This is a genomic window from Virgibacillus halodenitrificans JCM 12304 (genome assembly GCF_001310895.1).
In the GTDB taxonomy this organism is placed as follows: domain Bacteria; phylum Bacillota; class Bacilli; order Bacillales; family Amphibacillaceae; genus Virgibacillus_Q; species Virgibacillus_Q halodenitrificans.
On record NZ_BAZS01000026.1, the window covers coordinates 1 to 22,605 of the forward strand.

The window sequence follows — 22,605 nt, forward strand, 5'->3', positions numbered from 1 at the left end:
GAATAGCATGAGCTGAAGACCCTGCACGGAGCGTAGCGGAGGAAGCGGCTGAAGCCATGCCGGCGGAAAGCGTCCATCTGTAATGGAAATCAATGGGTATATCCACTTTCTAAAGTCATTTAATACATATAAAAGTTTTCACTAGTTTGCAGCCTTCTCCTATTATGAATGTACAAGAGGTAGCCCTACATTTGAAATAGGGCAAAAATAAAAAGCGAAGCAGTTTATCACTGCCTCGCTTTTATTTTATAGTTCAGCTGGTCTTAAGCTGTTCAAGCGTAATTGCAACCATTCATATTCTCGAGTTTTACGTGGGATAAACTGTCGTATTTCATCGTCATGATACCCCACCTGCATTCGCTTCTCATCCATAATAATCGGACTACGTAACAAACCAGGATGCTTCTGAATAATTGTAATTAATTCTTGTAAAGATAATGCATCAAAATCCAAATCCAATTCCTTATACACTTTGGATCTTGTAGCAATGATTTCATCTGTACCATCTAATGTACGATGTAGAATTGCTTGTAATTCCTGCACTGTTAATGGTTCTTTTAATATATTTCTTTCTACAAAGGTTAGTCCATGATTTGCGAGCCAGTTTTTTGCTTTTCGAGTTGATGAACATGGTGCGCCGTAAACTTTAACAGTCATATTGCATACCCCATTTTCTAATTTAAAATTACCGTGAAATAATTCACATAGTAGCTTACTTTATTTCAAGGCATATCACTTGGATAAACCTCTTTTTAATAAGCTTATTTCAGCAGTATAATTATGTACTGCCTCTTTATACGTTAGATCCTTAGCAAAGGTTTCAATTAAATTACGCAAAGTTACCACGGTTAAAATCTTCATAATATGTGATAGATCACTCTCATGCTCAATATTTAACTTACCCTTATTAATTAAAGATCTCACTTCATCTAAGTGATCTTCCATAACCGTATCTATAAATATCTTTTCGAAGGTGTTCTCAATTTTATGGTTCATATTTAATAACGCGTTTTTAACAAAGTGAAGATTCCCCTTGTTTGTTGCATTACTTATTGTTTGACAATACATCTCTCTCATTGTCTCAAAGATATCACCATTCGTCTGTTTTAAAAAAGTAATAAAATTTATTTGTCTTCTTTTCGCATGCTCTTCCAGCAGAAAAAAATAGGCATCTTCTTTATCCTCAAAATACTGATAAAAACTTCCTCTAGGAACCTTTGCCATTTTAACAATGTTAGCAATTGAGGCTTCAGAAAGTGCAACTCTTGAAAATTCAGCTTCCGCAGCCTCCATTAATACTTTTTTCTTTGACTCTGCCAAATTATAAAAGGTTGGTTTGGGCATTCAATCCCTCCTCAAATGACATCGTGTCATCTTCTGTAATTTAAGTATAAATGACACCGTGTCATAAGTCAACCAAATTCGTTAATAGTTAACTTACCAGCGATTCACATGGTTCTTAAATGCCTGGATAAATAAATAAGGAGGTTGTGCTACCATATAAGTAAATATACCTTTCATTGTATGTAAGTATAATAAACCTCCACTTCCGTTTATTTCTCTAAATGATACATCGTTTACAATCTCTAATGGAAAGGTATGATACTGTGTAACGATTTCCTCTTCATACATGTACATCATTCTTTGATGCTTTATGTGTTGTTGGCCTGCGCTGCTTATAACTCGCTCCACCTTACTATAAGGCTGCCGTGCGATTAAATACATTGATTGATTCCTCCGTAGACATTACACATATCTTACTATTCCCCACTGTATTGTTCAATAAAACGCTGAATATGTAACAAATTTTTAACAAATTTGGCTTTCTTAAAAAATGCTCGCTCAAAAAACGAAAGCAACCGGCTCTCACAACCGGTTGCTTTCGTTATTTTACTTCAATATCATATTCTTTATGCTCATGAAGGTCTTTATCGTCTTCTACATGTATAACTGTAGTGTATGCTCCACTTTCTTTAAACGTATGCTCAGCTGTATATTCGCCAGCCTTATCTTCCTTGGCATCTACCCACATTGTTTTCTCTTTATTTCCATCAGGCACAATCTCATATCTCACTTTTACACCTTTTAATGGTTGGTCATCCTGAGTCAGATGAACAATTAACGGAGTAGTTTCTCCTGCTTTTACATCTTCAGGTTCCTTGAAGTGCATGGAGAATCCATCTGTGTGAGCATGTCCATCCCCATCACCTTCATGTCCACTATGACTTTCATGTTCTTCCTTGCCATCTTCATTAGCAGCATGATGCATGTCAGACTCCCCATCCCCAACGGTGACTGATTTCTTGGGCATCGTATGCAAATCTCTTGCTGTCACATGTGAGAATATCTCGAACATGGCATTTTTATCAAAGGTGACATTCGCTGTATACGTGCCGTCTTCATTGTTCGTAGCTTCTATCTTTGTGCTATCATCTTCATTGCCCTTTATCCAATACTCGAATTGTACTTCATCTGCATCTTTTACCTTCTCGTCGCCATATGTAACTACAGCTTTTAATTCCACTTCTTCTCCCTTTTCCACAGTTTCAGGCACTTCGAAATTTACATCTAATGATTTTAATTCTTCCTCGTCTGTTTTAGAATTGCTCTGATTTTCTTGATCTTCTCCACATGCAACAAGAAAAATTGCTGATAAAAGCAGGATTGTTCCTACCCAATATAATTTTTTCATGTGTGTACTCCTCCTATTATTGAACCTTTTCTAAATCCTTTACAATTTGATCTAACTGTTTGGAATCTATACCACTGTATTGTTTTATAACTTCTCCATCAGGGTTTACTAGAAAGAAACTTGTTCCATGTGTAACCTGATCTGATTCGGCAGGTGCTTCTTTTACTAAAGAACGGAATGATTTAATGGAAAGCTCTTTGATTGTTTGGAAGTCATAGCCTGTTAAGAATGACCAGTTTTTAAGATCTGCATTATATTTCGTTGCATAATCTTTCAATACTTCCGGAGTATCATTTTCCGGATCAACACTGAAGGATACTAACTGAGCATCAACACCAGCTTCTTTTAGATCTTTTTGCAGTTTTGCCATGTTTGATGTCATTGGCAGACAAACTGTCGTACAATTCGTAAAGACAAAATCAGCTACCCACCATTCGCCTTTTAAGTCATCAAGGCCTAATTTTTCCTTATCCTGTGTTGTAAATTCAAAATCAGCTACCTCTTCTGACATGTTTGTTTCAACCTTTTCTCCACACGCAGTAAGAAAAAGTATAAGTATAAAACCTAACAAACCTAGTTTCTTCATAAAGAATTCTCCTTTTGTTCATATATTTTCTACTTCATTAACACTATGGCAGCAGTCGCCATTCATCTGGTTGTAAATCATTTCAGATACTTCCTGAAATGGAAGTACTCTGCCACCAAAGCCTTTAACAAATTTATAAGCTTCTGTTTTCCTTTCAAAAGGAAGTGCTTGTGGCTGACAGCAGTCCAGTTGTAAACTAGTATCCACCACATACCATGCTACTAATGCACTGATTGTTGTATGTCTGAAAAAGTCCGCACAAATTGCTTGAACCACTTCTTTATCCAGTTGGCGGTGACGGATTAAACCACAATGAGCGCAACACGTTACTTCTATTCGATTATCAGAAGTTATCAATCTGTAAGCCATTCTCTCATTGACCGTTTTACAGCAAATCACACACTTTCCTTCATTCACTTTTTTTTCGTCCGCTTCGGATTGAAGAGATATTCCCCCAAATGTTTTTTCTATAAAGCCATCCTCAATCAGTGGCTTGACATCTCGGTGTATAGTCATTTCCGATACTTGAAGCTCTTTACTTAGCTCAGAAATCTTCATATGTTGATTATCCAAAATCAATTCTCTTATCCGCTTCTGCCGTTCAATTGGCAACATACCAAACCAACCTCCCACCATATAATGATTTCACTCACGAACTAATTCATAAATTTAGATAAATCGCGAACTAACTTTTGGTATTTAAGTTACGTATTAAAAATATATTTGTTGTTGGAAAGCTCACTGAAATATTGAAGAGGTAAGCCCCATTGATTTCCATTGCATGCGGACGCTTTCACACCTCCGGGTACAAGGGCGACATCTGTTCGTAACCTCACAGTGTCTTCTTTGCCGCCCGGCATGGCTTCAGCCGCTTCAGCCGCTTCCTCCGTCCAGGGTCTTCAGCTCATGCTATTCCGGCAGGAGTCGCGGGCCAACAGGACAGGGAAAGCTTCTAAGAGAAACATCGCACGCAGAAAAGCGGGTTTCTTTTTCAAGGACGTTGGTCATGCAATCGTTGCCACAAAGGTCTTCGGTGGGGCGAGTTAGCGCAGCCCCAGTCCCAGGACGTGGCGGTCTTAGATTGCCGCATTCCACTCCAATCAATTTGTATTGCGCTTTACTATAAAAATATATTTAAGTGAAAAAATGTACCTCAGCGAAGGAAAAATACGGAGACTTCTGGGGGAGATGAGGCATAGGTGAGACCCCGGAATGCGTTAGCATGAGGAGGCTCATCAGCCGCCCCCGAAAAGCGCAGTGTTTTTCCGTAGCGGTGTTATTTAGCTATTTTGTGTTAGCTGAGAAATAAGTTTCCTCAGTTCGCAGTTTCCTACTATATAAAAAATCATCTATATTATGAGAAATGTTTCTAATAATTAGTAACAATATCAAACAAAGCATAACATAGGAAGAGTTCTTAATCTGTGACATTCTTGTGAATCATAGATAGAAAAGAAAATAATTATGTGTTATTTTCATCAGATTTTCACAATTGCTCGTTATACTGGTAGAGACAGTGTTTACCTGTCATGCTATAGATATCTTAGTACATCAAAGCTCAAATGAAGGAGTAAAAAAATGGCATATACTGCTATCTTAACCAATATTGGAATACTTATATTAAGCATACTCGCCGGGCTATTCTCATTTTATTTAATAAGTGACCTACCAAAAGAAGAAAAAAAGAAGCAGGCAGAGGAAATTACATCACAGTTAATTAATTTTATACTGTTTATTTGGCTGGGGAAAATCATACTTCATCTCCCAATATTTATTCAAGATCCTCTGGCTGTCCTTGCTTATCCGAGCAATTCCCATGCTCTTTATCTTGGTTTATTATTTACCAGCTTAGCAATTGCTTACAAAAAATATAAACAAAAAATCGAAGTAAGCTCATTTATTCTTTCTTTTGTACCGGTATTTCTTGTAGCTTCTTTTGTATATGAATTCATCGAAGTTGTTTGGAGGGACAATTTTTACCACTGGAAGTACTTAACTTTATTACTAATCTTACTAGGCGCCTATTTAATTTTACATAATCGCCTGTCTAAGTGGAAATTGATTTGGGTGACACTGACCGGCTGGATAGCGGGGCAGCTCCTTTTAAGCTATCTCATGCCATATACTACAGCTTTTGGCTATACAATGGCTCCTTGGTTTTTAATCCTATTTTATATAGCTAGTAGTTCACTAATATTTTTTAGAAAGAAGGTATTTAAATGACATCAGCAGCTGATCTAACTATTTGGCTGGCATTTGGCGCAGGGTTGTTATCATTTCTTTCACCATGTACCCTGCCAATTTTTCCAGCATATTTATCCTATATTACTGGGATGAGCGTAAAAGAAATGCAGGACAAACCAAGTATGAAAATCCGAAGTAAACTATTAATTCATTCTGTTTTCTTCCTACTCGGCGTATCGCTCATATTTATAGGTTTGGGTATTGGGGTTTCTTTTCTTGGCCAATGGATTCAGGGTTTGCTTGCCGGTCAATCAGGCTTATTTATCCAGCGAATTGCGGGGATTTTCATTATCATTATGGGTTTATTTGTAGCAGGATGGATTAATATTACTTCATTTATGAAGGAAAAGAGATTTCGTTTTACAAATAAACCTGTAGGCTATCTTGGCACGGTTTTCGTAGGAATGGGATTTGCAGCAGGTTGGACGCCTTGCATTGGTCCTATTTTCGCTTCGATACTTGTAGTTGCTGCGAGTAACCCGGGTCAAGGCGGCTTTATACGCTTATGTATGTCATCGGCTTCGCTGTACCTTTCTTGGTACTAACTTTCTTCTTGGGATCAACTCGGTGGATTGTTCGGTACAGCGACAAAATTATGAAGGTTGGCGGAATTGTAATGATTCTAATGGGGGTTCTTCTCTTCACTGGACAAATGCCGCGAATTTCCGCTTTCTTACTAAAATTGGTGCAGGATACATGGTTAACGAAACTAGGATAATTGGAGGTATTGGGACATGAAAAAAATAATTATTGGCGTTATTATTACAGCTATGTTTGCATGGGCGGTTTTTGATTTAGTTAGTAATCAGTCAGATGATTCGACTAAGACAGAGAACGAGGAGTTCACTTCTACTGATAGCGGAAATAGTATAACCTCTCCACCAAAGGAAGAGAATCAGGAAAAAGAAAAGCCTGCCGATAGTAATGCAGTGGGCTTGGAGGTAGGTAATATTGCACCCGATTTTGAACTCAACACATTAAATGGTGAGGTTGTTAAACTATCGGAATTTAGAGGACAACGTGTGATGTTAAACTTTTGGGCCACTTGGTGTCCGCCATGCAGAGCGGAAATGCCTGATATGGAGAAATTTCATAAAAATAAAGATGTAAAAATCCTTGCTGTTAATTTAACGGAAACAGAGAGCAGCAGACAATCTATAGAAGACTTTATCAAGGAATTTGGAGTTAGTTTCACCGTTCCATTAGATGAAAAGACTACCGTTGCAGATCAATACCAAATACAGCCTATTCCAACATCCTACATGATTGATTCCGATGGGCGAATTCAATTTAAAGCGTTAGGGGCAATGAATTACGAGTTTATGGTTCAAGAGTTTGAAAAGATGCAATAACCCTTGGCAAGGTTTAGACTATTAAAGGGGTGTATTTTTCTTGAAACAAACCATTATGATTGTTGAAGATGATACAATGATTCGTCAACTCATCCGGATGTATTTAGAGAAGCATAACTATGATGTAGTTGAAGCAACTGACGGAGAAGAAGCACAGCATATATTTCTTACCTACCGTCCTTGCCTTATTATATTAGACCTTATGCTGCCAAAGTTAAGTGGGGAAGACTTCCTTACATGGCTGCGTGAAAAAGAAGAGCAGACGGTGTCCGTGATTATGTTATCAGCAAAAGCTTCCACCACAGATAAGATTGTTGGTCTTCGTTTGGGAGCAGATGATTACATCACAAAGCCTTTTGATCCAAATGAGTTGGTAGCTCATGTGGAAGCAGTACTTCGAAGGACAGGTCAATTTTGTCAAAAGGTGGTTCTGGACGGTTTATGTATTATGCCTCGTAAAGGTGAAGTACTACTTTATGATCAGGTAGTGAACCTAACTAAGCATGAATTTGAACTGTTATATTATTTCATGCAAAATCCAAATGTTGTCTTATCCCGTGAACAGCTTATTTCACAGCTCTACCCAAATGAAGAGCAAACTGTAATGGATCGAACGATCGATGCACATATAAAAAAGCTAAGAGAAAAAATTGAGACTTCGCCAGCTCAACCTAAAAGAATTCAGACGGTAAGAGGAATGGGGTATAAATTTGTTACAAATACGTAAATTTATCTCAGCAATTATTCCTTCAGGTTTTTTATTGAGATTAACCTTTTTAAATATTGTTATAGTTGGAATTGCGACCGTCATTCTAGGTTGGTCTTTATATAATACGGCTTGTACACTGGCTGATGCGGTTGGTAATATGAATGCATATTCGCAGCAGCAGTATAATAACACACTAAGAAACTATCTGATTATATTTCTTTTATTAACAATTACAATGGGAAGTCTTTTGCATTATTACTTAACTAAACACTTTATTAAACCAATTCGAATGTTAATGAAATCTACAGATCAAATGAAATCAGGCAATTTCCCCGAGCAAGTACCAATTAAAAAAGAAGATGAAATTGGGCTGTTAATAAAAAAGTTTAATGAGCTTGTACAACAATTAAATACAAATGAACAACATCGAAAAAGAATGGTTGCTGATCTATCTCATGAATTCCGTACGCCTTTGGCTAATTTAAATGGATACCTACTTGCTCTCGGAAATGGAGATATTAGAGGAGATGAGAACCTTTTCCGCTCCTTGCATCAAGAAGCAGAACGGCTGACTTCATTAGTTGAGCAATTGGATGATTTAAAGGAATGGGAATATTTGTCCAGTCATAACCTTTATGAAAAAGAGGAAACAGAAATCACAGAGTTAGTTCATCAATGTGTAACAATGTTTAATAGGAAGCTCAAGAAAACAGAAATAGCTCTTCATATCGATGTTACTCCTGCAAAACTACAGCTCCATAGGGAAGGTATCCAGCAAGTCTTAACAAATTTTCTTGATAACGCTATTCGCTATTATCAAGGTCCGGGTGATATTTATCTAAAGGGAGAACAACTCCAGCCCGGATATAAAATTTCTTTGGAAAGTCCTGGTCCAACAATAGAAGAAAACGAAAAAGAAATTATTTTTGAACGATTCCACCGGTTAGATCCCTCTCGAAATAGAAATACAGGTGGGTCTGGGTTAGGCCTGGCAATATCAAAGGCGATTATAGAACGGCATGGAGGGGAAATAGGGGTGCAACCTAAAGAAAGTACAAACACCTTTTGGATATTACTCCATATTAAATGATCTGTGACTTAACAATAATTTGGAAAGTTTTATCATGCGGATTGTTTTTTCAAATCCATAAGAGAGGCAATATAACTGAAGTCGCTAACTTTCCTAAATTAATAATTTCATATCTTTTCAGCATAGTAAATAGCCGTCTGACCTCCAGATTTTATTGGAAATCAGGCGACTTTTTTATAGTTTGGTAATAGGCCAATATATCCACTTGGCCGAATTAGCATAAGTATAATGATCTAAATACTTATAATAATATTTACAATTTACAGAAAAAATTATATTATAAAAATGTTCATTAACTTTTTTTGGAAACTATTAAGAAATAAGGGGGACATTAAATGAAGAAGAAACAAGCAATTATTTCTAGTACTTTAGCATGTATACTAGGGCTTGGAACATTTGGCGCTGTAACTACCACACCCACTGTCACCGCACCCGTCAAAGCTTCAGCAGCTACGGAAGTCGGTTCACCGATAGATTTGGGTATCGCAAATGAAGATAGATTAATAGAAAAGTTAAAGGAAGAAGGTATAATTCCCAAAAACGCATCACCTGCGGAAGCAGAAAAGAAGCTGAAAAAGTTTCTCCAAGCAAAGGCCAAAAATGCAAAAAAGACAAAGGACAAGCTCCCTAAAGGACTTGATGCAAACCTTAAAAAAGAGAATAATTCTGCCAATAAAGGGTTAAAAAAGGGCAAAGGAAATAAATTAGGCCAAGGAAAGAAAAATGAAGTTGATACTGTAAAGAAAGAAACATATAGTGGAGAAGTTCGTTCTGACAAAGTATTGGTATTAGCAATAGAATTTCCTGACTACTCCAAAAGCTCTATTACAAAAGAGGAATCGGATTTCTGGTATGAAAATTACACGCATGACCACTACCAGGATATGATTTTTGGAGAGAACGGATACACTGGACCTAATGGTGAAAATCTTGTATCTATGAAGCAATATTACGAAAAACAATCAGGTGGTAGCTATACCGTTGATGGAACGGTAGCTGGCTGGTATACAGCAGATCACCCTGCTGCCTATTATGGCGGAAATATTCCGTCACCTGATGGAAGTGATGCACGCCCTAGAGAATTAGTATATGAAGCGTTGACGAAAGCAGGGGCGGACCCCGAGGTTGATCTAAGTGAGTACGATGTCTGGGATAGAGATGACTATGACGGGGATGGCGTTTATAATGAACCGGATGGAATTATTGACCATTTGATGGTTGTTCATGCTGGAGTAGGTGAAGAAGCTGGCGGCGGTTCTCTCGGTGGAGATGCCATCTGGTCACATCGCTGGAACCTCGGACAATTGGTTGCAGTGCCTGGCGGAAAATCAGATAGTGATCGTTTCGGTGGTTTGTTAGGAGCCTATGACTACACTGTCGAGCCTGAGGATGGGGCAGCAGGCGTATTCATTCATGAATATGGCCATGATCTCGGTCTTCCAGATGAATATGATACGATATATAGTGGAGCTGGTGAAGCAGTATCCTATTGGTCTGTAATGGCAAGCGGTAGCTGGGCCGGAGATATTCCCGGAACAGAACCTCCTGGAATGAGTCCATATGCACGTGAAATGCTTCAGAATATGCATGGAGGAAACTGGTTATCTGGAGCTACACTGAAAGCAGATGAGATTACGAGTGAAGGTACTAATGTTTTAATTGATGAAGCAATAACAAAAGGTGTTAACAACGATGCTGTTCGCATTGATTTGCCTGATAAGCTAAATGTTTTAAATACTCCACGAACAGGTGAATTTGAATATTATGGTGGTAAAGGTGACGAAGCAGATCATAAAATGTTTACCAGCATTGATTTAAGTAATGCAACTACAGCCACACTTGAGTTTGATGCTTGGTATAATATTGAAAAATACTGGGATTATGCAATGGTACAGGTCTCTATTGATGGAGGGGAAACTTGGGAGTCTCTAGCTAGTGAGAATACCTCTAGTCAACTTGATCCAAATGGGTATCCAGCCATTTCAGAAAACCTCCCTGGATATACTGGTTCAAGCAATGGCTGGATTCATGAGTCATTGGATATTAGTAAATATGCAGGGCAGGAAATTCAGGTGCAATTTCGTTCAATGACAGATTGGGCAACAAATTTGGATGGTTTTTTTGCGGATAATATTACTGTAAGAGCAGACGGTAAGGAAATTTTTAAAGATGGGGCAGAGACCGAGCCGAATTTCACCTTAGATGGGTTTAAGAAGCACGATGGAACTTATACTACAAACCATTACTATCTTCTTGAATGGAGATCTCACAATGGGGTTGATGAAGGATTGGCGCATATTCGCCGTGGGGCAAGCCTGATGTCTTATGATGAAGGATTGGTCGTTTGGTATGTTGATGAATCCTATGATAATAACTGGACAGGAGAACATCCGGGAGAAGGATTCCTAGGCGTAGTTGATGCAGATCAGCACACCAATTATTGGAGTGATAAAACCGCTGGATCGACATCTTACCAGTTACATGACGCAGCCTTCAGCTTAGATAAAACGGAGAAAATGTCCATTACTTATCCTGATCTATATAATATGAAGGATAATTTCACTAAACGTATTCCTCTATTTGACGATAGTGCAGACTACAGCAACCCGGGGCAGATAGATGCTGGTCGGAATATTCCAGAATACGGTTTAAAATTCCGAGTAGCGGGACAAAGCAATGATGGAACAGTCGGAAATATACTTATTTACCGTTAGGCAAGCAATAGTTGAAGTGTTATTAATACAAAGAACCTACCTCTCGTTCAGAGGTAGGTTCTTTGTATGAGGGGGATACCTTATACCCAGGCACTCATACCGCCTTTTACATTGGATACTTTTTCAAAACCTTGTTTCTTAAGCATTTTTGCTGCCTTCGTACTGCGCATTCCGCTCTGACAAATGACAACAACCTCTTTAGATTTATCTAATTGCTTTGTTTGGCCTGCCAAATTGGATAAAGGGATATTCTTAAACGGCTTTCGATTCTTTGCTTTAAACTCCCCAGGGTACGTACATCAATGAATTGAATATTTCTATCCTTCATCTTCTGCTTTGCATCGGAGGACTTTATATTCTCCACCCCTTTTGCAGGCATAAAACGGCTAAATATAAACGCGATTGCCAACAAGATTACTATCCATTGTACTATTTCCATATCTACATACCTCCTAGAAAAAATCCAGCCAAATTTTTATAGCTGTACCTAGTATTAAGATCGCCAATAACCATTGCAAGATTTTCGTATTGACCTTTTGTCCGAACTTTGCTCCAAGTGGGGACGCAATTAAGCTTGCTACAATCATGATTACGGCAGGAACAAATAAAACCTGTCCCGTTAATAACTTCCCAGTAGTGGAACCAATGGATGAAATAAATGTAATCGCCAAAGAGGTGGCAATCGTCATCCGAGTAGGGATCTTTAGTACAATAAGCATAATTGGAACTAAAATAAATGCTCCCGCAGCTCCTACAATTCCTGCACCAACACCTACAATAAGGGCTAATACAGCTGCAAGCCATTTATTAAAAGTAACCTGATCCAGCGGAATATCATCGAGCCCTTTTTTAGGGACAAACATCATTACCGCTGCGATAGTCGCAAGTATTCCATAAACAAGATTAATTCCTTGGTCTGTCATGAGCTGAGAGCCATAGCCACCTATAAAGCTACCAATAAGAATGCTAATACCCATATAAATGATTAACGTCTTATTTAAATATCCGCCTTTTCGGTATGCCCATACTCCCCCAATGGTTGCAAATAGAACCTGTACTGCGCTAATCCCTGAGACTTCATGCGCAGAAAAGGCAGACAGTCCAAGCATGGCTGGGATATATAATAGCATTGGATATTTAATAATAGAGCCACCAATTCCTACCATTCCAGAAATAAACGACCCAATAAATCCAATGAGGAAAATGGTTATTAAAAAAAGTATACTATATTCCATCAATCTACCTCCTAACTAAGAAAAGCGGAAGCACCCGTTTAGCAACGTACAAACTGGAAATCTTCTGCACGAGATAAAGGAAACACGATGAGCTATCTAGCGAATCGATGTTGACTTATCGTAGAAAGAAGATTGAAGTTTGGGGCTGCGCTAAATGCTCGCCCCCTCAAAACCTCTGCTAGTTGCTGGGTGCTGTAGTTGGACATGACTTCTGCGAATTGAAAGCTTCACAGAGTCTGCAACTTCCTTTCTTATCATCTAGAGAAGACCCATATTGCATGGGTCTTCGTCTTTTTATGCTTTCTTAATCCAAAATTTAAATACGCCATCTTCTTCCGCGTCTTGAACGACTGTATGGCCACCTGATTTCGCCCATGCTGTCAAATCACTCTTTGACCCTTTGTCTGTCGCATGCACTTCCAAAATCTCACCTGAATTCAAGTCTTCCATTGCTTTTTTTGTTCTTACAACTGGCATCGGACAAGCAAACCCTTTTGCATCTAAAAATTTATTTGATTCCATCTTAAAATTCCTCCTAAAAAATAATTTGTTTTTATATTTCTATACTATTTATTACGATCGCAAGGTTTTTAAATTCTTCTTACTTTTCTCTAACCTTCTACCGCACAGCGGTTTGGGCCGGATTCCATTTCTTTTTGTTCTTCCACTTCAGGTTTTATTTTCCCCATATTTGTTTGGCGTATTTCCTGATAAGCATTTGGCTGTGGTGGTAAATTCTCTGTAACCATTCTCCTGAATTCACTTTCATCTTCCACGTTCAAGCCTTCATTCTTTTTATATAGATCTCCTAATTTAGCAGCAACTTTTCCGCCTTCTCCCAGCTCCTCTGCAAATGAATAGTGTGCCGGAAGAACAAGCAGGTCATCGCTAAGCTCTTTATACTTGTTATAAAGTGTATGACGGAGATCTCCCACCCAATCTTCTGCTTTTCCTGCTAAGTCTGGTCGACCAATGGATTTCACAAATAGGATATCTCCTGTTAATAAATACTTGTCATCAATAATAAATGACGTACTCCCGATGGTATGTCCGGGTGAATAAATTGGATGCACAACAACTTTTGTATTACCAACCGTAATGTCTTTTCCTTCTTCTAATGCACTATAATCAAACGTAACCTCTGTCGCATCCTTCGGTGGCAAGTGATATGTTCCACCTGCTTTTTCAGCAAGGGCACGCCCTCCTGATATATGATCTGCATGTAAATGGGTATCGATTAAGTGCTTGATCTCCACCCCTTTGTCCGCAGCAAATGTCTCATAAGCGTCAATCATTCTTGCCGTATCAATAATGGCAGCTTCTCCATTAGACTCTATAAAATAAGAAAGACAACCTTTTCCGAGACGGACAAATTGATACAATGCTCCTCCACCATTTAAATCACCAATTTTCACTGGCTCAAGATGTTCACTCCAGGCCTTCATACCACCTTCCAGATTATACACTTTGGTAAATCCAGCCTCTTCCATCATTTCGGCAACCATTTGAGAGGATCCGCCTTTTGCACAAACAACCACAATTTCTTTATCTTTATCTATTTCAAGGGAATCAACACCGTCTAATAAATTAAAGTACGGCTCGTTAATAACCCTGATTTTGCCACCTTCAATTTTCCAATTATCATATTCATCTGTATTTCGGACATCCAAAATTAACAACTCTTCGTTCGCAATGATTTTTCGGGCTATATCTTTTGTAGTTACTGATTTAGACAATCAGATCTCCTCCTTCATTAAAATGATAATGTTATATTTGCATCCTTCGCGTATTCAATAAATGAAGCGGCTCCGCCTACTTCAATCCCATCAATAAAGGCTTCCTTTTCGAGGTTCATAACATCCATCGTCATTTGACAAGCAATTATTTTAATATTTAATTCCTGAGCTATTCCAACCAGCTCTTCAATTGAGGGTACATTTGCCTGTTTAAAGCCTTCTTCAAAATGTTCTTTTCCTTCAGGAAGTGGTAAATTTTTGTGTGCTTCCTTATGAATGAGGTTTAATCCTTCAAACGTAAAGAATATGCCTACCTCTGCATCAGACGCTGCCGCTGCAGTCGCCACATTAAAAACTTTATATGCATCAAATAAACTTCCGTTTGCAGCAATAATTGCTACTTTCGTGTTAGCCATATTCCATTCCTCCATAGTAATTAGTTGTTTTTATCTGTTGGCCCTTCCCATGTGGACATACCAGGTATGACATTCTTTACATTAGGAAAGCCTTTCTCTGTCAACTTTTGTGCAGCTAGATCACTACGGTTTCCTGTACGACAAATTACATGTAGCTCGTTATCTTTATCCAATTCTTTCATTCTTTCCTCAAGATCTCCCAGTGGAATATTAATTGCATTAGGGATATGGCCAAATGCGAACTCAGCTGGTTCACGCACATCCAATATAGTCAGATTTTCTCCTGCTTCTATTTTTGATTGAAGATCTAATAATTGCTCCACATCTTCGTGCTTTGTTTCTTGTTTTGTTTCTGCATCACTTGCTTTACGTAAATAATGCGTTAAAACTCCAGCTTCTTCTACCGTGCCAAGATATTGATGACCTGTACTTTCTGCCCAGGCTTTCATATCTGTGGTAGAACCTTTATCTGTAGCTTGGACTTCAATAACCTGGCCAGCTTCCAGGTTGGTCATTGCTTTCTTCGTTTTCACAATTGGCATCGGACATGCTAATCCTTTTGCATCTAATATTTCATCTACTTGAATATTCATGTTCATCCTCCTATTTCTTTACTTCTCCATTCCAATCAAGCATACCGCCAGCAACATTGGTTACCTCATAGCCTTGACTACTAAGAAATTCACAAGCTTTCCCGCTTCTGCCGCCTGACCGACACACAATAAAGTGATGTTCATTCTTATCCATTTCATTCACTCGTTCAGGTATTTCACTTAATCGAATATGCTTTGCCCCAGGAATCATTCCCTGTGCTACTTCCTCATCTTCTCTAACATCGATTATGCTTAACCCCTTTTCGGTTTCCATCTTTTTTGCTAGTTCTGTTGTAGTAATTTCTTTCATTTTAAACAGCCTCCGTTTCGTATTATTATTTACCCCTATAGGTATTAGTAAAGGTAAAATTTTTTAAATAAATAAATTAATATTTCCATCCTCTGCATCACCTATATATGCAGCAACTCCACCGTAATCAACACCATCCATCATTTCCTTTTGTTCAATACCCAGTAAATCCATTGTCATTGTACAAGCGATTAACTTAACATCTAACTCTTTCGCAAGATCAATTAGATCTGGCAATGGCATGGCATTATGCTTTTTAATTACCTTCTTAATCATTTTCGGGCCCATTCCCAAATAATTCATATTGGAAAGCCCCATTTTGTCAGCACCTCTTGGCATAAATTTGCCAAACATTTTTTCCATAAAACCTTTATTTACAGTGATCTGTTCATCTTTTCGAAGAGCATTCAAACCCCAAAAGGTATGAAAAATAGTTACTTCATGATCATATGCAGCAGCCCCATTTGCGATAATATACGCAGCCATTGCTTTATCATACTCACCACTAAATAGTACAATCGTTGTTTTTTTCTTTTCCGCCATTTATTCTCTCCCTTTCTGCTACCTTTACTCATATTACATATACGTGTACGGGTATTAATTTATTTCTAAAAAATGGGCTAGCTATTTGCTTCACCCACTTGTATTATATTAAAGGTCCTTTAATTGTTCGTCAAACCTCTAGCCTTATCTGCTCTTCACCAATAGATTAACCGCTTCTTTAATAAGCTCCTCTGTATTTTCCCCGTTTTCTTTTTCCTCACGAATGCACTGCTCTAGATTCGTACTGACAATTAAAGCAGCAGTTCGATCTAGTGCGTTTCGGGCTGCAGACATTTGAGCAACTACATTTTTACAGTCCTTTTGCTCTTCCATCATTTTAATAAGACCTCTAACTTGCCCCTCTATCCGCTTCATACGATTCATTACTTTTTCATCATATTTCATAGGAATACTCCTCCTCTTTACAATCATTTGATAAACATAAACAATACCCTGTTACCTCAATTCCTTTTCCTTTCAGAAATCGAGCAGCCAGGTTTTTCTCAACCAGGTCAGTACCAATAAGGATAATGCGTTTATTTGGTATTTCATGATAATGACGTTTTAAATAAGGTAGCGGCAAGCAATGTGCGTCTATAATAAAATCACGATTGGAGGTCTGGTAATCTCTTATATCCAATAACTGCACGTTTTCTTCCCGAGAAGCTGCGACTTCTTGTGGAGTCATTTGTTTTACTCCTCGGACAGGCATATACCGTTGATAAACGAAATACGTTGCAGCCATTAGTCCTAAAGCAACCAAATAAATCATCGCCTACCCCTCTCTTCTTTGTAATACATTTACTATAATATACCCCTATAGGTATTTTGTCAAACCCTTTTATTGTTGTAAATTATTTTTTATTATTTGCACCCGTTTTAGCATACGTTCGTCTACGCTTAATACCTTAAATGATAAGTTATTTCTTTCAAGTGTTTCTCCTTCAGAAGGGAAATAATTAAACTCCCTCAGTAAATATCCAGCAAGTACATCCTCTTCCTCAGGAATATCTGTATGAAAAATAGTATTCAAGCGATGTAAGGGGATTTTTCCATTACAAATAATTTCTGTATTAGTAACCTTTTCTACAAGTGGCTCATTTCCTTTGTCCATTTCATCTTCTATTTCCAGACCAAGTAATACTTCTAGAATATCTTCGTGAGTAAGAATACCTTCGGTGCCGCCATACTCATCTAATACAATTGCCATGTGTTTCTTTTCTTGCATCATTTTACGAAATACCCATTCAATGGAATGAAATTCAAAAACAATTAATGGATCCATATCACTGTATGATTCAAGTGATTCCTCCGGTTCAATGGACCAGGACAGTACGTATTTCGAGTGAAATACTCCAACAATGTTATCAATATCTTCCTCGTAAATAGGGTAGCGGGTAAACGGATTTTCAATTGCCATATTCCTCACTTCTTCAAAATCTGCTGTGTGTGGTAGGGCAACAATATCTACACGAGGTGTTTTCAATGCATCTTTTACGTTCAGATTATTAAACTCCAAGACGCCTTTAATCCGGTACGACTCGTCCTGCTTAAATATCCCTTCTGTTCTTGCAATATCAACCATTGCTCTAATTTCATCTTTAGAAATAGAGGTGCTGTCTTCCTGCCCTTTGGACAGAAATTTTATAATGAAGCCAGTCATTGCATTTAGTACAATGGTTAACGGCTTAAACAACAAAACAATTCCTTTGATAACAGGATAAATTATATAAGAGATCCGATCAGGGAAGGTCGCCGCAACGGATTTTGGTATTACCTCTGAGAAAATAATGATTACAATAGTTAATACAGCTGAGGCAACCGCAACATTTATTCCATAATCTATTGCTACCATCGTTACTAACGTAGGTAGTAAAATATTTGCGATATTATTCCCGATCAGTATTGTTGTAATAAATTCTTCCGGCTTGGACACCAGATTTAACAGTTTCTCTGATTTTTTATCATTATTATTCGCTTTGGATTGCAAACGCATTTTGTTTGCAGCAGTTAAAGCTGTTTCACTTCCAGAAAAGAAAAATGAAACAAAAAGTAGTACGATGATCGCGATGATCACTATTATATTCCTCCTTATGTTGACTCACTTGTTTCTATGATAAAGGAACCTGATTAATAAGAAAAGTACAAGCGCTTTGCTTTAGTTGAAGTTTCTGTGAACATAGAGTACATTCGCGCCCCAGAGCTGCATATGGAAGGATGGCACCTAAAATAAATAAGAATTAGCGCTCCTGTGGCAATCTTAGCTTAAGTTTTTTGCCTTAGGTACTTATTTTTCCCACGTGTTTTTGATATAAACCTGGTTAAAGTAATAGTACCCCATTTATAGGAGGCTCAACATGAAAAGCACACATGAATTTGTAGAGAAATTTAATGATACAAAAAGAAAAGATCAGTTAAATAAACATCGACAAGGGCATAATGACCCGGCAAAAAAACTGCCTAATAAACGCCATTAGTTAGTGCTTAAAGAAGGAGTGGGGATAGTATGGATAAGCAGCGCGCCCAGGAAATCATGGATTCCTTGGCAATGATTCAGGTCCATTATCATGGAATCCCTGTATATATTGAGGGTATTAACAATAAAGATGAAACAGCAACTGTTTTCCCATTGGATGAGATGCATAACAGTCAGCACGTTGAATTGCATGGGTTAAGCGAGAATAGAAGTACACCTTAGAAAGCAGCCACACCGGTTAATAAAAACTCGACCGAGTGAGAAAAAAAACCGAACTGGAGCATAATGTATGAGCCAGTTCGGTATAAGAAATCTACCATACAATATGTCACCTTCGTATACCCACGCCCCTATTGTTTATCCTTGTTCTTTCTTTCCAAGGTCATATACGCAAGCGGTCGTTCTGGATCAGACATCAGTTTCGCTACATAGGAGGTTGTTAAATGGTATCCTTCTTCGACTTTCTCCGCTAAATAATTTGTTCTTTCAAATAGAATGGAACGAAAATGGTCCATTTGGCGGGTGATTTTCTCTGTAATCGCTTCTTGATTTTCCATTCTTTCCAGAACCTTTTCTTGACTCACTTCATGTTCCTTCACTTTTTCTCCAATTTCCTTTTGCCATTCTGTCTGTTGCTCAACTTTTGAAGTAAGCTTTTCATTTACTTCCCTGTGTCTTTCCAATTTGTCCGCGATGTCCTGGTAGCCTGAAGTAATCTCATTAAGCTGTTGGTCATACGTTTCCTTTGATAAATAATTTTCTTCTATTAATTTCTGTATGCTCAGCTGATTACCTTCCAACTTTTGCAGTACTTTTATAACATCGTTCTCCAATTTGTCATGTGTATCATTTAACTCCTTTAGTTGATTCAATTGGGTCGTAATATCTTTCCACTGATGTGTTTGTTTATTACTCTGTTGTTCATAGAGATTTTTTAATTCATAGAATGATGTAGATAGTGACTTATTTACCCTTTGCTGCTCTTCAATCATTTCTGCCACATGGTTTTTTATAAACACCTCCTGATTAGGTGCTTGTATTCCTTCATTATTTTTATAAATATCACCATGACGATGATTAATATATAAACCCATAAACTACACTCCTTGATCAGTTAACTGTTATAGCTTATGCAATTTCTGGACTTTTGACATAGAAGAGGGAGGTCAGTGTTACTGGGGCATATTATGCTAAAATAACGGGTATAACATTGGATGGAAGGGGAGAGTTCACATGTTAAAAAAGTGGCTACAGAATTCCAATTATACAGTCGTTTTCACTGGGGCAGGAATGTCTACGGAAAGTGGGCTACCTGATTTCCGATCTTCTAACCAAGGACTATGGAATAAAAAAGACCCAAGCAAAATTGCCAGTACGGATGCATTAAATAATAATGTAAATGACTTTATTTCCTTTTACAGAGAACGCGTATTAGGTGTGAAAGAATATAGTCCACATAAAGGGCATTATATTCTTGCTGATCTCGAAAAACAGGGATATGTGAAATCCATTATCACGCAAAATGTAGACGGCTTTCACCAACAAGCCGGATCGAAAAACGTAGCTGAACTGCATGGTACGTTACAAACGGTTCACTGTCAGAGTTGTGGAGAGGTGTATAGCAGCCAAGAGTACGTAGATAAAGAGTATTATTGTACCTGTGGAGGTATATTGCGTCCTTCTATCATATTATTTGGTGAGACACTGCCACAGGATGCCTTTCAATTTGCCTTAGAGGAAAGCCGAAAAAGTGATCTATTTATTGTTCTAGGCTCATCACTAAGCGTTACGCCTGCTAACCAATTTCCTTTAATAGCAAAAGAAATGGGCGCAAAACTTGTTATTATTAATCGGGAAAAGACTCCCTTTGATTACTATGCTGACCAAGTTATTAGAGACCAGGCAATTGGTAAAGTACTAGCAGAATTAGACATGTAGGCATACTAAAAGCCAGAGACTCAAAAGGTTGGATACTTTACAAATCTCTGGCTTAATATGTTTTTTTAAGTTTTGTGTGGTTTCAGCCATTTAAGCCATCCATTTTGGAGGGGTATTTTTATCCCAGAATATTTCTCCAATTTCATGATGCTTAACAAAGTTATCTTCCTGTAAATGATAATGGAAATTAAACCAGTATCCTTCCAGTGGGCGGTTATCTCTACGAACATCAAACCTAGCTATATCTTCATTGGTTCGGAGATCATAGACACTGAAAATTTTTTCACCAAATCCTTCTGTCGGCTGCTGGGTGATCTCGAAATAAAAGTCATGATCTTCTTCTGTAACCAAGGTTTCCACTACGGTCTCCATTTCCTTAATAATCACAGCTAAAAACTGATCATCCAAGCGCTCACTAATTCTAGGTCCTAACTTGGTATACGTCTGTGCTTTAACATCCTTCTTTAACGCATCTATATGTAAGCTGTCTGTTGATAATCCTGTCGCTTCAGTTGGCCTGTCTTCCACCATTTTTGGAGAGAAATCTTCGAGATGATCTCCTTTAGAAGACAAGGCATCTTTATTGTTTTCTGCATTTGTGTGTATATCCATTTGTGGCACATACATGCCAAGCGTCATAATTGCAACAAGAACGACGGCTATTTTTCTCATCCAAAGCTTCATGGTTTCCAACTCCTCACTATACATAAATTTTAACACTTTTTCAGAAGTTGTCCACCATTTTAAAAATTTTTGCAAAATTAATTTATTATAAAAAGCCCGCGTATTACACGGGCTTTAATAACTTATTAGACAGCGCAGCGATTAGGACCTATTTCCATTTCTTGTCGGGCATCATCATCTGGGTTTCTTTTACCCATATTTACCTCTCTAATCTTTTCATGACTGTTCGGTTGGGGAGGTAATTGATCTGTTACAAGGTTTTGGAATTCATCCTCATTCTCCACCTGCAAACGATCATTTTGTCTGTAAAGGTTGTTCAGATCGGCTTGAACTGTCCCATCTTTATTAATTTCTTTCATATCACCAAAGTGGCCAGGCAATACAATTAAATCCTGAGATAATTCTGGATATCTTGCGTACAGCGTTTCATAAAGATCTTTTACCCATTCATCTGCTTTGCCAGCTAGATCCGGACGACCGATGGAATCGATAAACAACGTATCCCCAGTCAGTAAATATTGATTGTTAATGATAAAGCTGGTACTCCCTGGTGTATGACCTGGAGAATGAAACGCTGAAATTGTTACAGATTTACCTACCTCTATCTCTGTATTACTTGTAGTTGCCTTATAGGTTAAATCAATATTTTCCTCTTCATTTTCAGGGAAATAATAATCAGCACTTACCTTGTCTGCTAACGTTTTTCCTCCAGAGATATGATCTGCATGAAGATGGGTATCCAGAACGCTATGAATAGAAGCTTGTTTATCTTCTGCGAAACGTTTATAGATATCTGTCATTCGAACAGGATCGACCACTGCTGCTTCACCATTATTAATAATCATATAAGAAAGACAACCCTTACCAATACGTAGAAACTGATAAATTTCTCCTCCATCAGATAAGTTTGCTACTTTGACTGGTTCAAGATGTTCGCTCCATGCTGTCATTCCCCCTTCTAAGTAGGTAATATTTTCAACACCCGCTTTTTTAAGGGTTTCCACTCCATCTTGAGAGGATATACCTCTTGCACAAACAACATATATGGTTTGATCGTGAGGAAGCTCTTCTTTTATATCTTCTACTTCATCTTTTAGTTGTTTAAAAGGAACATTTATACTTTTTACGTTTTCTCCTTCAATTTTCCAATCAGAATAATCCTCTTCTTTGCGGATATCAAGGATAAACACCTTTTCACCATTAAGAATTTTTTGAGCTAATCTTTTAGTTGTCAGTGGCTTTACTTCCGCCATTACTGATCCCTCCATTTAAAAATTCTTTATATAA

The 22,605-nt window shown here is 37.9% G+C and carries 27 protein-coding genes and 2 pseudogenes; 9 read left to right on the forward strand and 20 right to left on the reverse strand.

What is annotated here, in order from left to right:
* Positions 1-246: 246 nt before the first annotated feature.
* The 6 genes from spx to JCM12304_RS13295 all read right to left on the reverse strand — a co-directional run bounded on the left by spx (position 247) and on the right by JCM12304_RS13295 (position 3,893).
* Positions 247-657: a transcriptional regulator Spx gene (gene spx, locus JCM12304_RS13270; protein ID WP_019376317.1), complete on the reverse strand. Its 411-nt coding sequence runs from the start codon at positions 655-657 to the stop codon at positions 247-249.
* 75 nt (positions 658-732) lie between these two features.
* Positions 733-1,344 (reverse strand): TetR/AcrR family transcriptional regulator, encoded by a 612-nt coding sequence (locus JCM12304_RS13275; RefSeq protein WP_060680905.1) that lies wholly within the window; start codon positions 1,342-1,344, stop codon positions 733-735.
* 93 nt (positions 1,345-1,437) lie between these two features.
* Positions 1,438-1,725 carry a hypothetical protein gene (locus tag JCM12304_RS13280; RefSeq protein ID WP_060680907.1) on the reverse strand — a complete coding sequence of 96 codons (288 nt, stop codon included), beginning with the start codon at positions 1,723-1,725 and terminating at the stop codon, positions 1,438-1,440.
* Positions 1,726-1,885: 160 nt separating this feature from the next.
* Entirely contained in the window at positions 1,886-2,692 is an 807-nt protein-coding gene (locus JCM12304_RS13285) for a FixH family protein (protein WP_040956714.1), read from the reverse strand.
* A 16-nt stretch (positions 2,693-2,708) separates the two neighbouring features.
* Positions 2,709-3,278, reverse strand: a complete 570-nt coding sequence (locus JCM12304_RS13290) for an SCO family protein (RefSeq protein WP_060680909.1) — start codon at positions 3,276-3,278, stop codon at positions 2,709-2,711.
* An 18-nt stretch (positions 3,279-3,296) separates the two neighbouring features.
* Positions 3,297-3,893: a DeoR family transcriptional regulator gene (locus tag JCM12304_RS13295; protein ID WP_040956715.1), complete on the reverse strand. Its 597-nt coding sequence runs from the start codon at positions 3,891-3,893 to the stop codon at positions 3,297-3,299.
* A 963-nt stretch (positions 3,894-4,856) separates the two neighbouring features.
* Here JCM12304_RS13295 and JCM12304_RS13305 point away from each other — a divergent pair.
* The 6 genes and pseudogenes from JCM12304_RS13305 (at position 4,857) to JCM12304_RS13330 (ending at position 11,387) form a co-directional block, all read left to right on the forward strand.
* Positions 4,857-5,501, forward strand: a complete 645-nt coding sequence (locus JCM12304_RS13305; protein ID WP_060680912.1) for a hypothetical protein — start codon at positions 4,857-4,859, stop codon at positions 5,499-5,501.
* Positions 5,498-6,240 (forward strand): annotated as a pseudogene (locus JCM12304_RS13310) (cytochrome c biogenesis CcdA family protein). The gene JCM12304_RS13305 and the pseudogene JCM12304_RS13310 overlap by 4 nt, the downstream one beginning before the upstream one ends.
* Positions 6,241-6,256: 16 nt before the next feature.
* Positions 6,257-6,874, forward strand: a complete 618-nt coding sequence (locus JCM12304_RS13315; protein WP_060680914.1) for a TlpA disulfide reductase family protein — start codon at positions 6,257-6,259, stop codon at positions 6,872-6,874.
* 40 nt (positions 6,875-6,914) lie between these two features.
* Positions 6,915-7,601, forward strand: coding sequence for a response regulator transcription factor (locus JCM12304_RS13320; RefSeq protein ID WP_060680917.1), 687 nt, complete (start codon positions 6,915-6,917; stop codon positions 7,599-7,601).
* Complete coding sequence (locus JCM12304_RS13325) at positions 7,585-8,673, forward strand: sensor histidine kinase (protein ID WP_060680919.1); 1,089 nt, start codon at positions 7,585-7,587, stop codon at positions 8,671-8,673. Before JCM12304_RS13320 ends, JCM12304_RS13325 begins: the two co-directional genes overlap by 17 nt.
* Positions 8,674-9,008: 335 nt before the next feature.
* A complete protein-coding gene (locus tag JCM12304_RS13330) occupies positions 9,009-11,387 on the forward strand; it encodes an immune inhibitor A domain-containing protein (RefSeq protein ID WP_060680921.1) in 2,379 nt (792 codons plus the stop codon).
* Positions 11,388-11,467: 80 nt separating this feature from the next.
* On the opposite strand, the pseudogene JCM12304_RS13335 reads toward JCM12304_RS13330, so the two are convergent.
* From JCM12304_RS13335 to JCM12304_RS13385, 11 genes and pseudogenes are all read right to left on the reverse strand, one after another.
* Positions 11,468-11,826, reverse strand: a pseudogene (locus tag JCM12304_RS13335) (rhodanese-like domain-containing protein).
* Positions 11,827-11,839: 13 nt separating this feature from the next.
* Positions 11,840-12,622: a sulfite exporter TauE/SafE family protein gene (locus JCM12304_RS13340; RefSeq protein WP_019376331.1), complete on the reverse strand. Its 783-nt coding sequence runs from the start codon at positions 12,620-12,622 to the stop codon at positions 11,840-11,842.
* A 294-nt stretch (positions 12,623-12,916) separates the two neighbouring features.
* Complete coding sequence (locus tag JCM12304_RS13345) at positions 12,917-13,144, reverse strand: sulfurtransferase TusA family protein (RefSeq protein WP_019376332.1); 228 nt, start codon at positions 13,142-13,144, stop codon at positions 12,917-12,919.
* A gap of 89 nt (positions 13,145-13,233) precedes the next feature.
* Positions 13,234-14,358 (reverse strand): MBL fold metallo-hydrolase, encoded by a 1,125-nt coding sequence (locus tag JCM12304_RS13350; RefSeq protein WP_060680923.1) that lies wholly within the window; start codon positions 14,356-14,358, stop codon positions 13,234-13,236.
* Between the two features lie 17 nt (positions 14,359-14,375).
* Positions 14,376-14,774 carry a DsrE/DsrF/DrsH-like family protein gene (locus JCM12304_RS13355; RefSeq protein ID WP_040956719.1) on the reverse strand — a complete coding sequence of 133 codons (399 nt, stop codon included), beginning with the start codon at positions 14,772-14,774 and terminating at the stop codon, positions 14,376-14,378.
* A gap of 20 nt (positions 14,775-14,794) precedes the next feature.
* The gene (locus JCM12304_RS13360) at positions 14,795-15,367 is read right to left on the reverse strand and encodes a sulfurtransferase TusA family protein (RefSeq protein ID WP_060680925.1); all 573 of its coding nucleotides are present in this window, start codon (positions 15,365-15,367) and stop codon (positions 14,795-14,797) included.
* A 10-nt stretch (positions 15,368-15,377) separates the two neighbouring features.
* The gene (locus JCM12304_RS13365; RefSeq protein WP_077358915.1) at positions 15,378-15,677 is read right to left on the reverse strand and encodes a rhodanese-like domain-containing protein; all 300 of its coding nucleotides are present in this window, start codon (positions 15,675-15,677) and stop codon (positions 15,378-15,380) included.
* 63 nt (positions 15,678-15,740) lie between these two features.
* A complete protein-coding gene (locus JCM12304_RS13370; protein WP_019376337.1) occupies positions 15,741-16,220 on the reverse strand; it encodes a DsrE/DsrF/DrsH-like family protein in 480 nt (159 codons plus the stop codon).
* 144 nt (positions 16,221-16,364) lie between these two features.
* Entirely contained in the window at positions 16,365-16,625 is a 261-nt protein-coding gene (locus tag JCM12304_RS13375) for a metal-sensitive transcriptional regulator (protein ID WP_019376338.1), read from the reverse strand.
* Positions 16,615-16,992 carry a hypothetical protein gene (locus JCM12304_RS13380; RefSeq protein WP_060680930.1) on the reverse strand — a complete coding sequence of 126 codons (378 nt, stop codon included), beginning with the start codon at positions 16,990-16,992 and terminating at the stop codon, positions 16,615-16,617. Before JCM12304_RS13380 ends, JCM12304_RS13375 begins: the two co-directional genes overlap by 11 nt.
* 69 nt (positions 16,993-17,061) lie before the next feature.
* Entirely contained in the window at positions 17,062-18,297 is a 1,236-nt protein-coding gene (locus JCM12304_RS13385) for a hemolysin family protein (protein WP_040956723.1), read from the reverse strand.
* Positions 18,298-18,577: 280 nt separating this feature from the next.
* Here JCM12304_RS13385 and JCM12304_RS19135 point away from each other — a divergent pair, with 280 nt between their 5' ends.
* Together JCM12304_RS19135 and JCM12304_RS13390 are read left to right on the forward strand one after the other, a co-directional pair.
* Positions 18,578-18,697, forward strand: a complete 120-nt coding sequence (locus JCM12304_RS19135; protein WP_019376341.1) for a DUF4023 domain-containing protein — start codon at positions 18,578-18,580, stop codon at positions 18,695-18,697.
* A gap of 29 nt (positions 18,698-18,726) precedes the next feature.
* Positions 18,727-18,918, forward strand: a complete 192-nt coding sequence (locus tag JCM12304_RS13390; protein WP_019376342.1) for an H-type small acid-soluble spore protein — start codon at positions 18,727-18,729, stop codon at positions 18,916-18,918.
* A 128-nt stretch (positions 18,919-19,046) separates the two neighbouring features.
* Here the strand turns inward: JCM12304_RS13390 and JCM12304_RS13395 are convergent, their stop codons facing one another.
* Entirely contained in the window at positions 19,047-19,790 is a 744-nt protein-coding gene (locus JCM12304_RS13395; RefSeq protein ID WP_060680931.1) for a hypothetical protein, read from the reverse strand.
* A gap of 139 nt (positions 19,791-19,929) precedes the next feature.
* Here JCM12304_RS13395 and JCM12304_RS13400 point away from each other — a divergent pair, with 139 nt between their 5' ends.
* On the forward strand, positions 19,930-20,634 hold the full coding sequence (locus tag JCM12304_RS13400; RefSeq protein ID WP_040956724.1) for an NAD-dependent protein deacylase: 705 nt from the start codon (positions 19,930-19,932) through the stop codon (positions 20,632-20,634).
* Positions 20,635-20,724: 90 nt separating this feature from the next.
* On the opposite strand, the gene JCM12304_RS13405 is transcribed toward JCM12304_RS13400, so the two are convergent.
* Together JCM12304_RS13405 and JCM12304_RS13410 are read right to left on the reverse strand one after the other, a co-directional pair.
* Positions 20,725-21,393 (reverse strand): YpjP family protein, encoded by a 669-nt coding sequence (locus tag JCM12304_RS13405; protein ID WP_256200834.1) that lies wholly within the window; start codon positions 21,391-21,393, stop codon positions 20,725-20,727.
* A gap of 50 nt (positions 21,394-21,443) precedes the next feature.
* Positions 21,444-22,571, reverse strand: coding sequence for an MBL fold metallo-hydrolase (locus tag JCM12304_RS13410; RefSeq protein WP_060680933.1), 1,128 nt, complete (start codon positions 22,569-22,571; stop codon positions 21,444-21,446).
* Positions 22,572-22,605 lie beyond the last annotated feature (34 nt).

Excerpts from the sequence above, each read along its gene's own strand:
- spx (WP_019376317.1), bottom strand. The coding sequence starts at position 657 with ATGACTGTTAAAGTTTACGGCGCACCATGTTCATCAACTCGAAAAGCA.
- JCM12304_RS13275 (WP_060680905.1), bottom strand. The coding sequence starts at position 1,344 with ATGCCCAAACCAACCTTTTATAATTTGGCAGAGTCAAAGAAAAAAGTA.
- JCM12304_RS13280 (WP_060680907.1), bottom strand. The coding sequence starts at position 1,725 with ATGTATTTAATCGCACGGCAGCCTTATAGTAAGGTGGAGCGAGTTATA.
- JCM12304_RS13285 (WP_040956714.1), bottom strand. The coding sequence starts at position 2,692 with ATGAAAAAATTATATTGGGTAGGAACAATCCTGCTTTTATCAGCAATT.
- JCM12304_RS13290 (WP_060680909.1), bottom strand. The coding sequence starts at position 3,278 with ATGAAGAAACTAGGTTTGTTAGGTTTTATACTTATACTTTTTCTTACT.
- JCM12304_RS13295 (WP_040956715.1), bottom strand. The coding sequence starts at position 3,893 with ATGTTGCCAATTGAACGGCAGAAGCGGATAAGAGAATTGATTTTGGAT.
- JCM12304_RS13305 (WP_060680912.1), top strand. The coding sequence starts at position 4,857 with ATGGCATATACTGCTATCTTAACCAATATTGGAATACTTATATTAAGC.
- JCM12304_RS13315 (WP_060680914.1), top strand. The coding sequence starts at position 6,257 with ATGAAAAAAATAATTATTGGCGTTATTATTACAGCTATGTTTGCATGG.
- JCM12304_RS13330 (WP_060680921.1), top strand. The coding sequence starts at position 9,009 with ATGAAGAAGAAACAAGCAATTATTTCTAGTACTTTAGCATGTATACTA.
- JCM12304_RS13340 (WP_019376331.1), bottom strand. The coding sequence starts at position 12,622 with ATGGAATATAGTATACTTTTTTTAATAACCATTTTCCTCATTGGATTT.
- JCM12304_RS13345 (WP_019376332.1), bottom strand. The coding sequence starts at position 13,144 with ATGGAATCAAATAAATTTTTAGATGCAAAAGGGTTTGCTTGTCCGATG.
- JCM12304_RS13355 (WP_040956719.1), bottom strand. The coding sequence starts at position 14,774 with ATGGCTAACACGAAAGTAGCAATTATTGCTGCAAACGGAAGTTTATTT.
- JCM12304_RS13360 (WP_060680925.1), bottom strand. The coding sequence starts at position 15,367 with ATGAATATTCAAGTAGATGAAATATTAGATGCAAAAGGATTAGCATGT.
- JCM12304_RS13365 (WP_077358915.1), bottom strand. The coding sequence starts at position 15,677 with ATGAAAGAAATTACTACAACAGAACTAGCAAAAAAGATGGAAACCGAA.
- JCM12304_RS13370 (WP_019376337.1), bottom strand. The coding sequence starts at position 16,220 with ATGGCGGAAAAGAAAAAAACAACGATTGTACTATTTAGTGGTGAGTAT.
- JCM12304_RS13375 (WP_019376338.1), bottom strand. The coding sequence starts at position 16,625 with ATGAAATATGATGAAAAAGTAATGAATCGTATGAAGCGGATAGAGGGG.
- JCM12304_RS13380 (WP_060680930.1), bottom strand. The coding sequence starts at position 16,992 with ATGATTTATTTGGTTGCTTTAGGACTAATGGCTGCAACGTATTTCGTT.
- JCM12304_RS19135 (WP_019376341.1), top strand. The coding sequence starts at position 18,578 with ATGAAAAGCACACATGAATTTGTAGAGAAATTTAATGATACAAAAAGA.
- JCM12304_RS13390 (WP_019376342.1), top strand. The coding sequence starts at position 18,727 with ATGGATAAGCAGCGCGCCCAGGAAATCATGGATTCCTTGGCAATGATT.
- JCM12304_RS13395 (WP_060680931.1), bottom strand. The coding sequence starts at position 19,790 with ATGGGTTTATATATTAATCATCGTCATGGTGATATTTATAAAAATAAT.
- JCM12304_RS13400 (WP_040956724.1), top strand. The coding sequence starts at position 19,930 with ATGTTAAAAAAGTGGCTACAGAATTCCAATTATACAGTCGTTTTCACT.
- JCM12304_RS13410 (WP_060680933.1), bottom strand. The coding sequence starts at position 22,571 with ATGGCGGAAGTAAAGCCACTGACAACTAAAAGATTAGCTCAAAAAATT.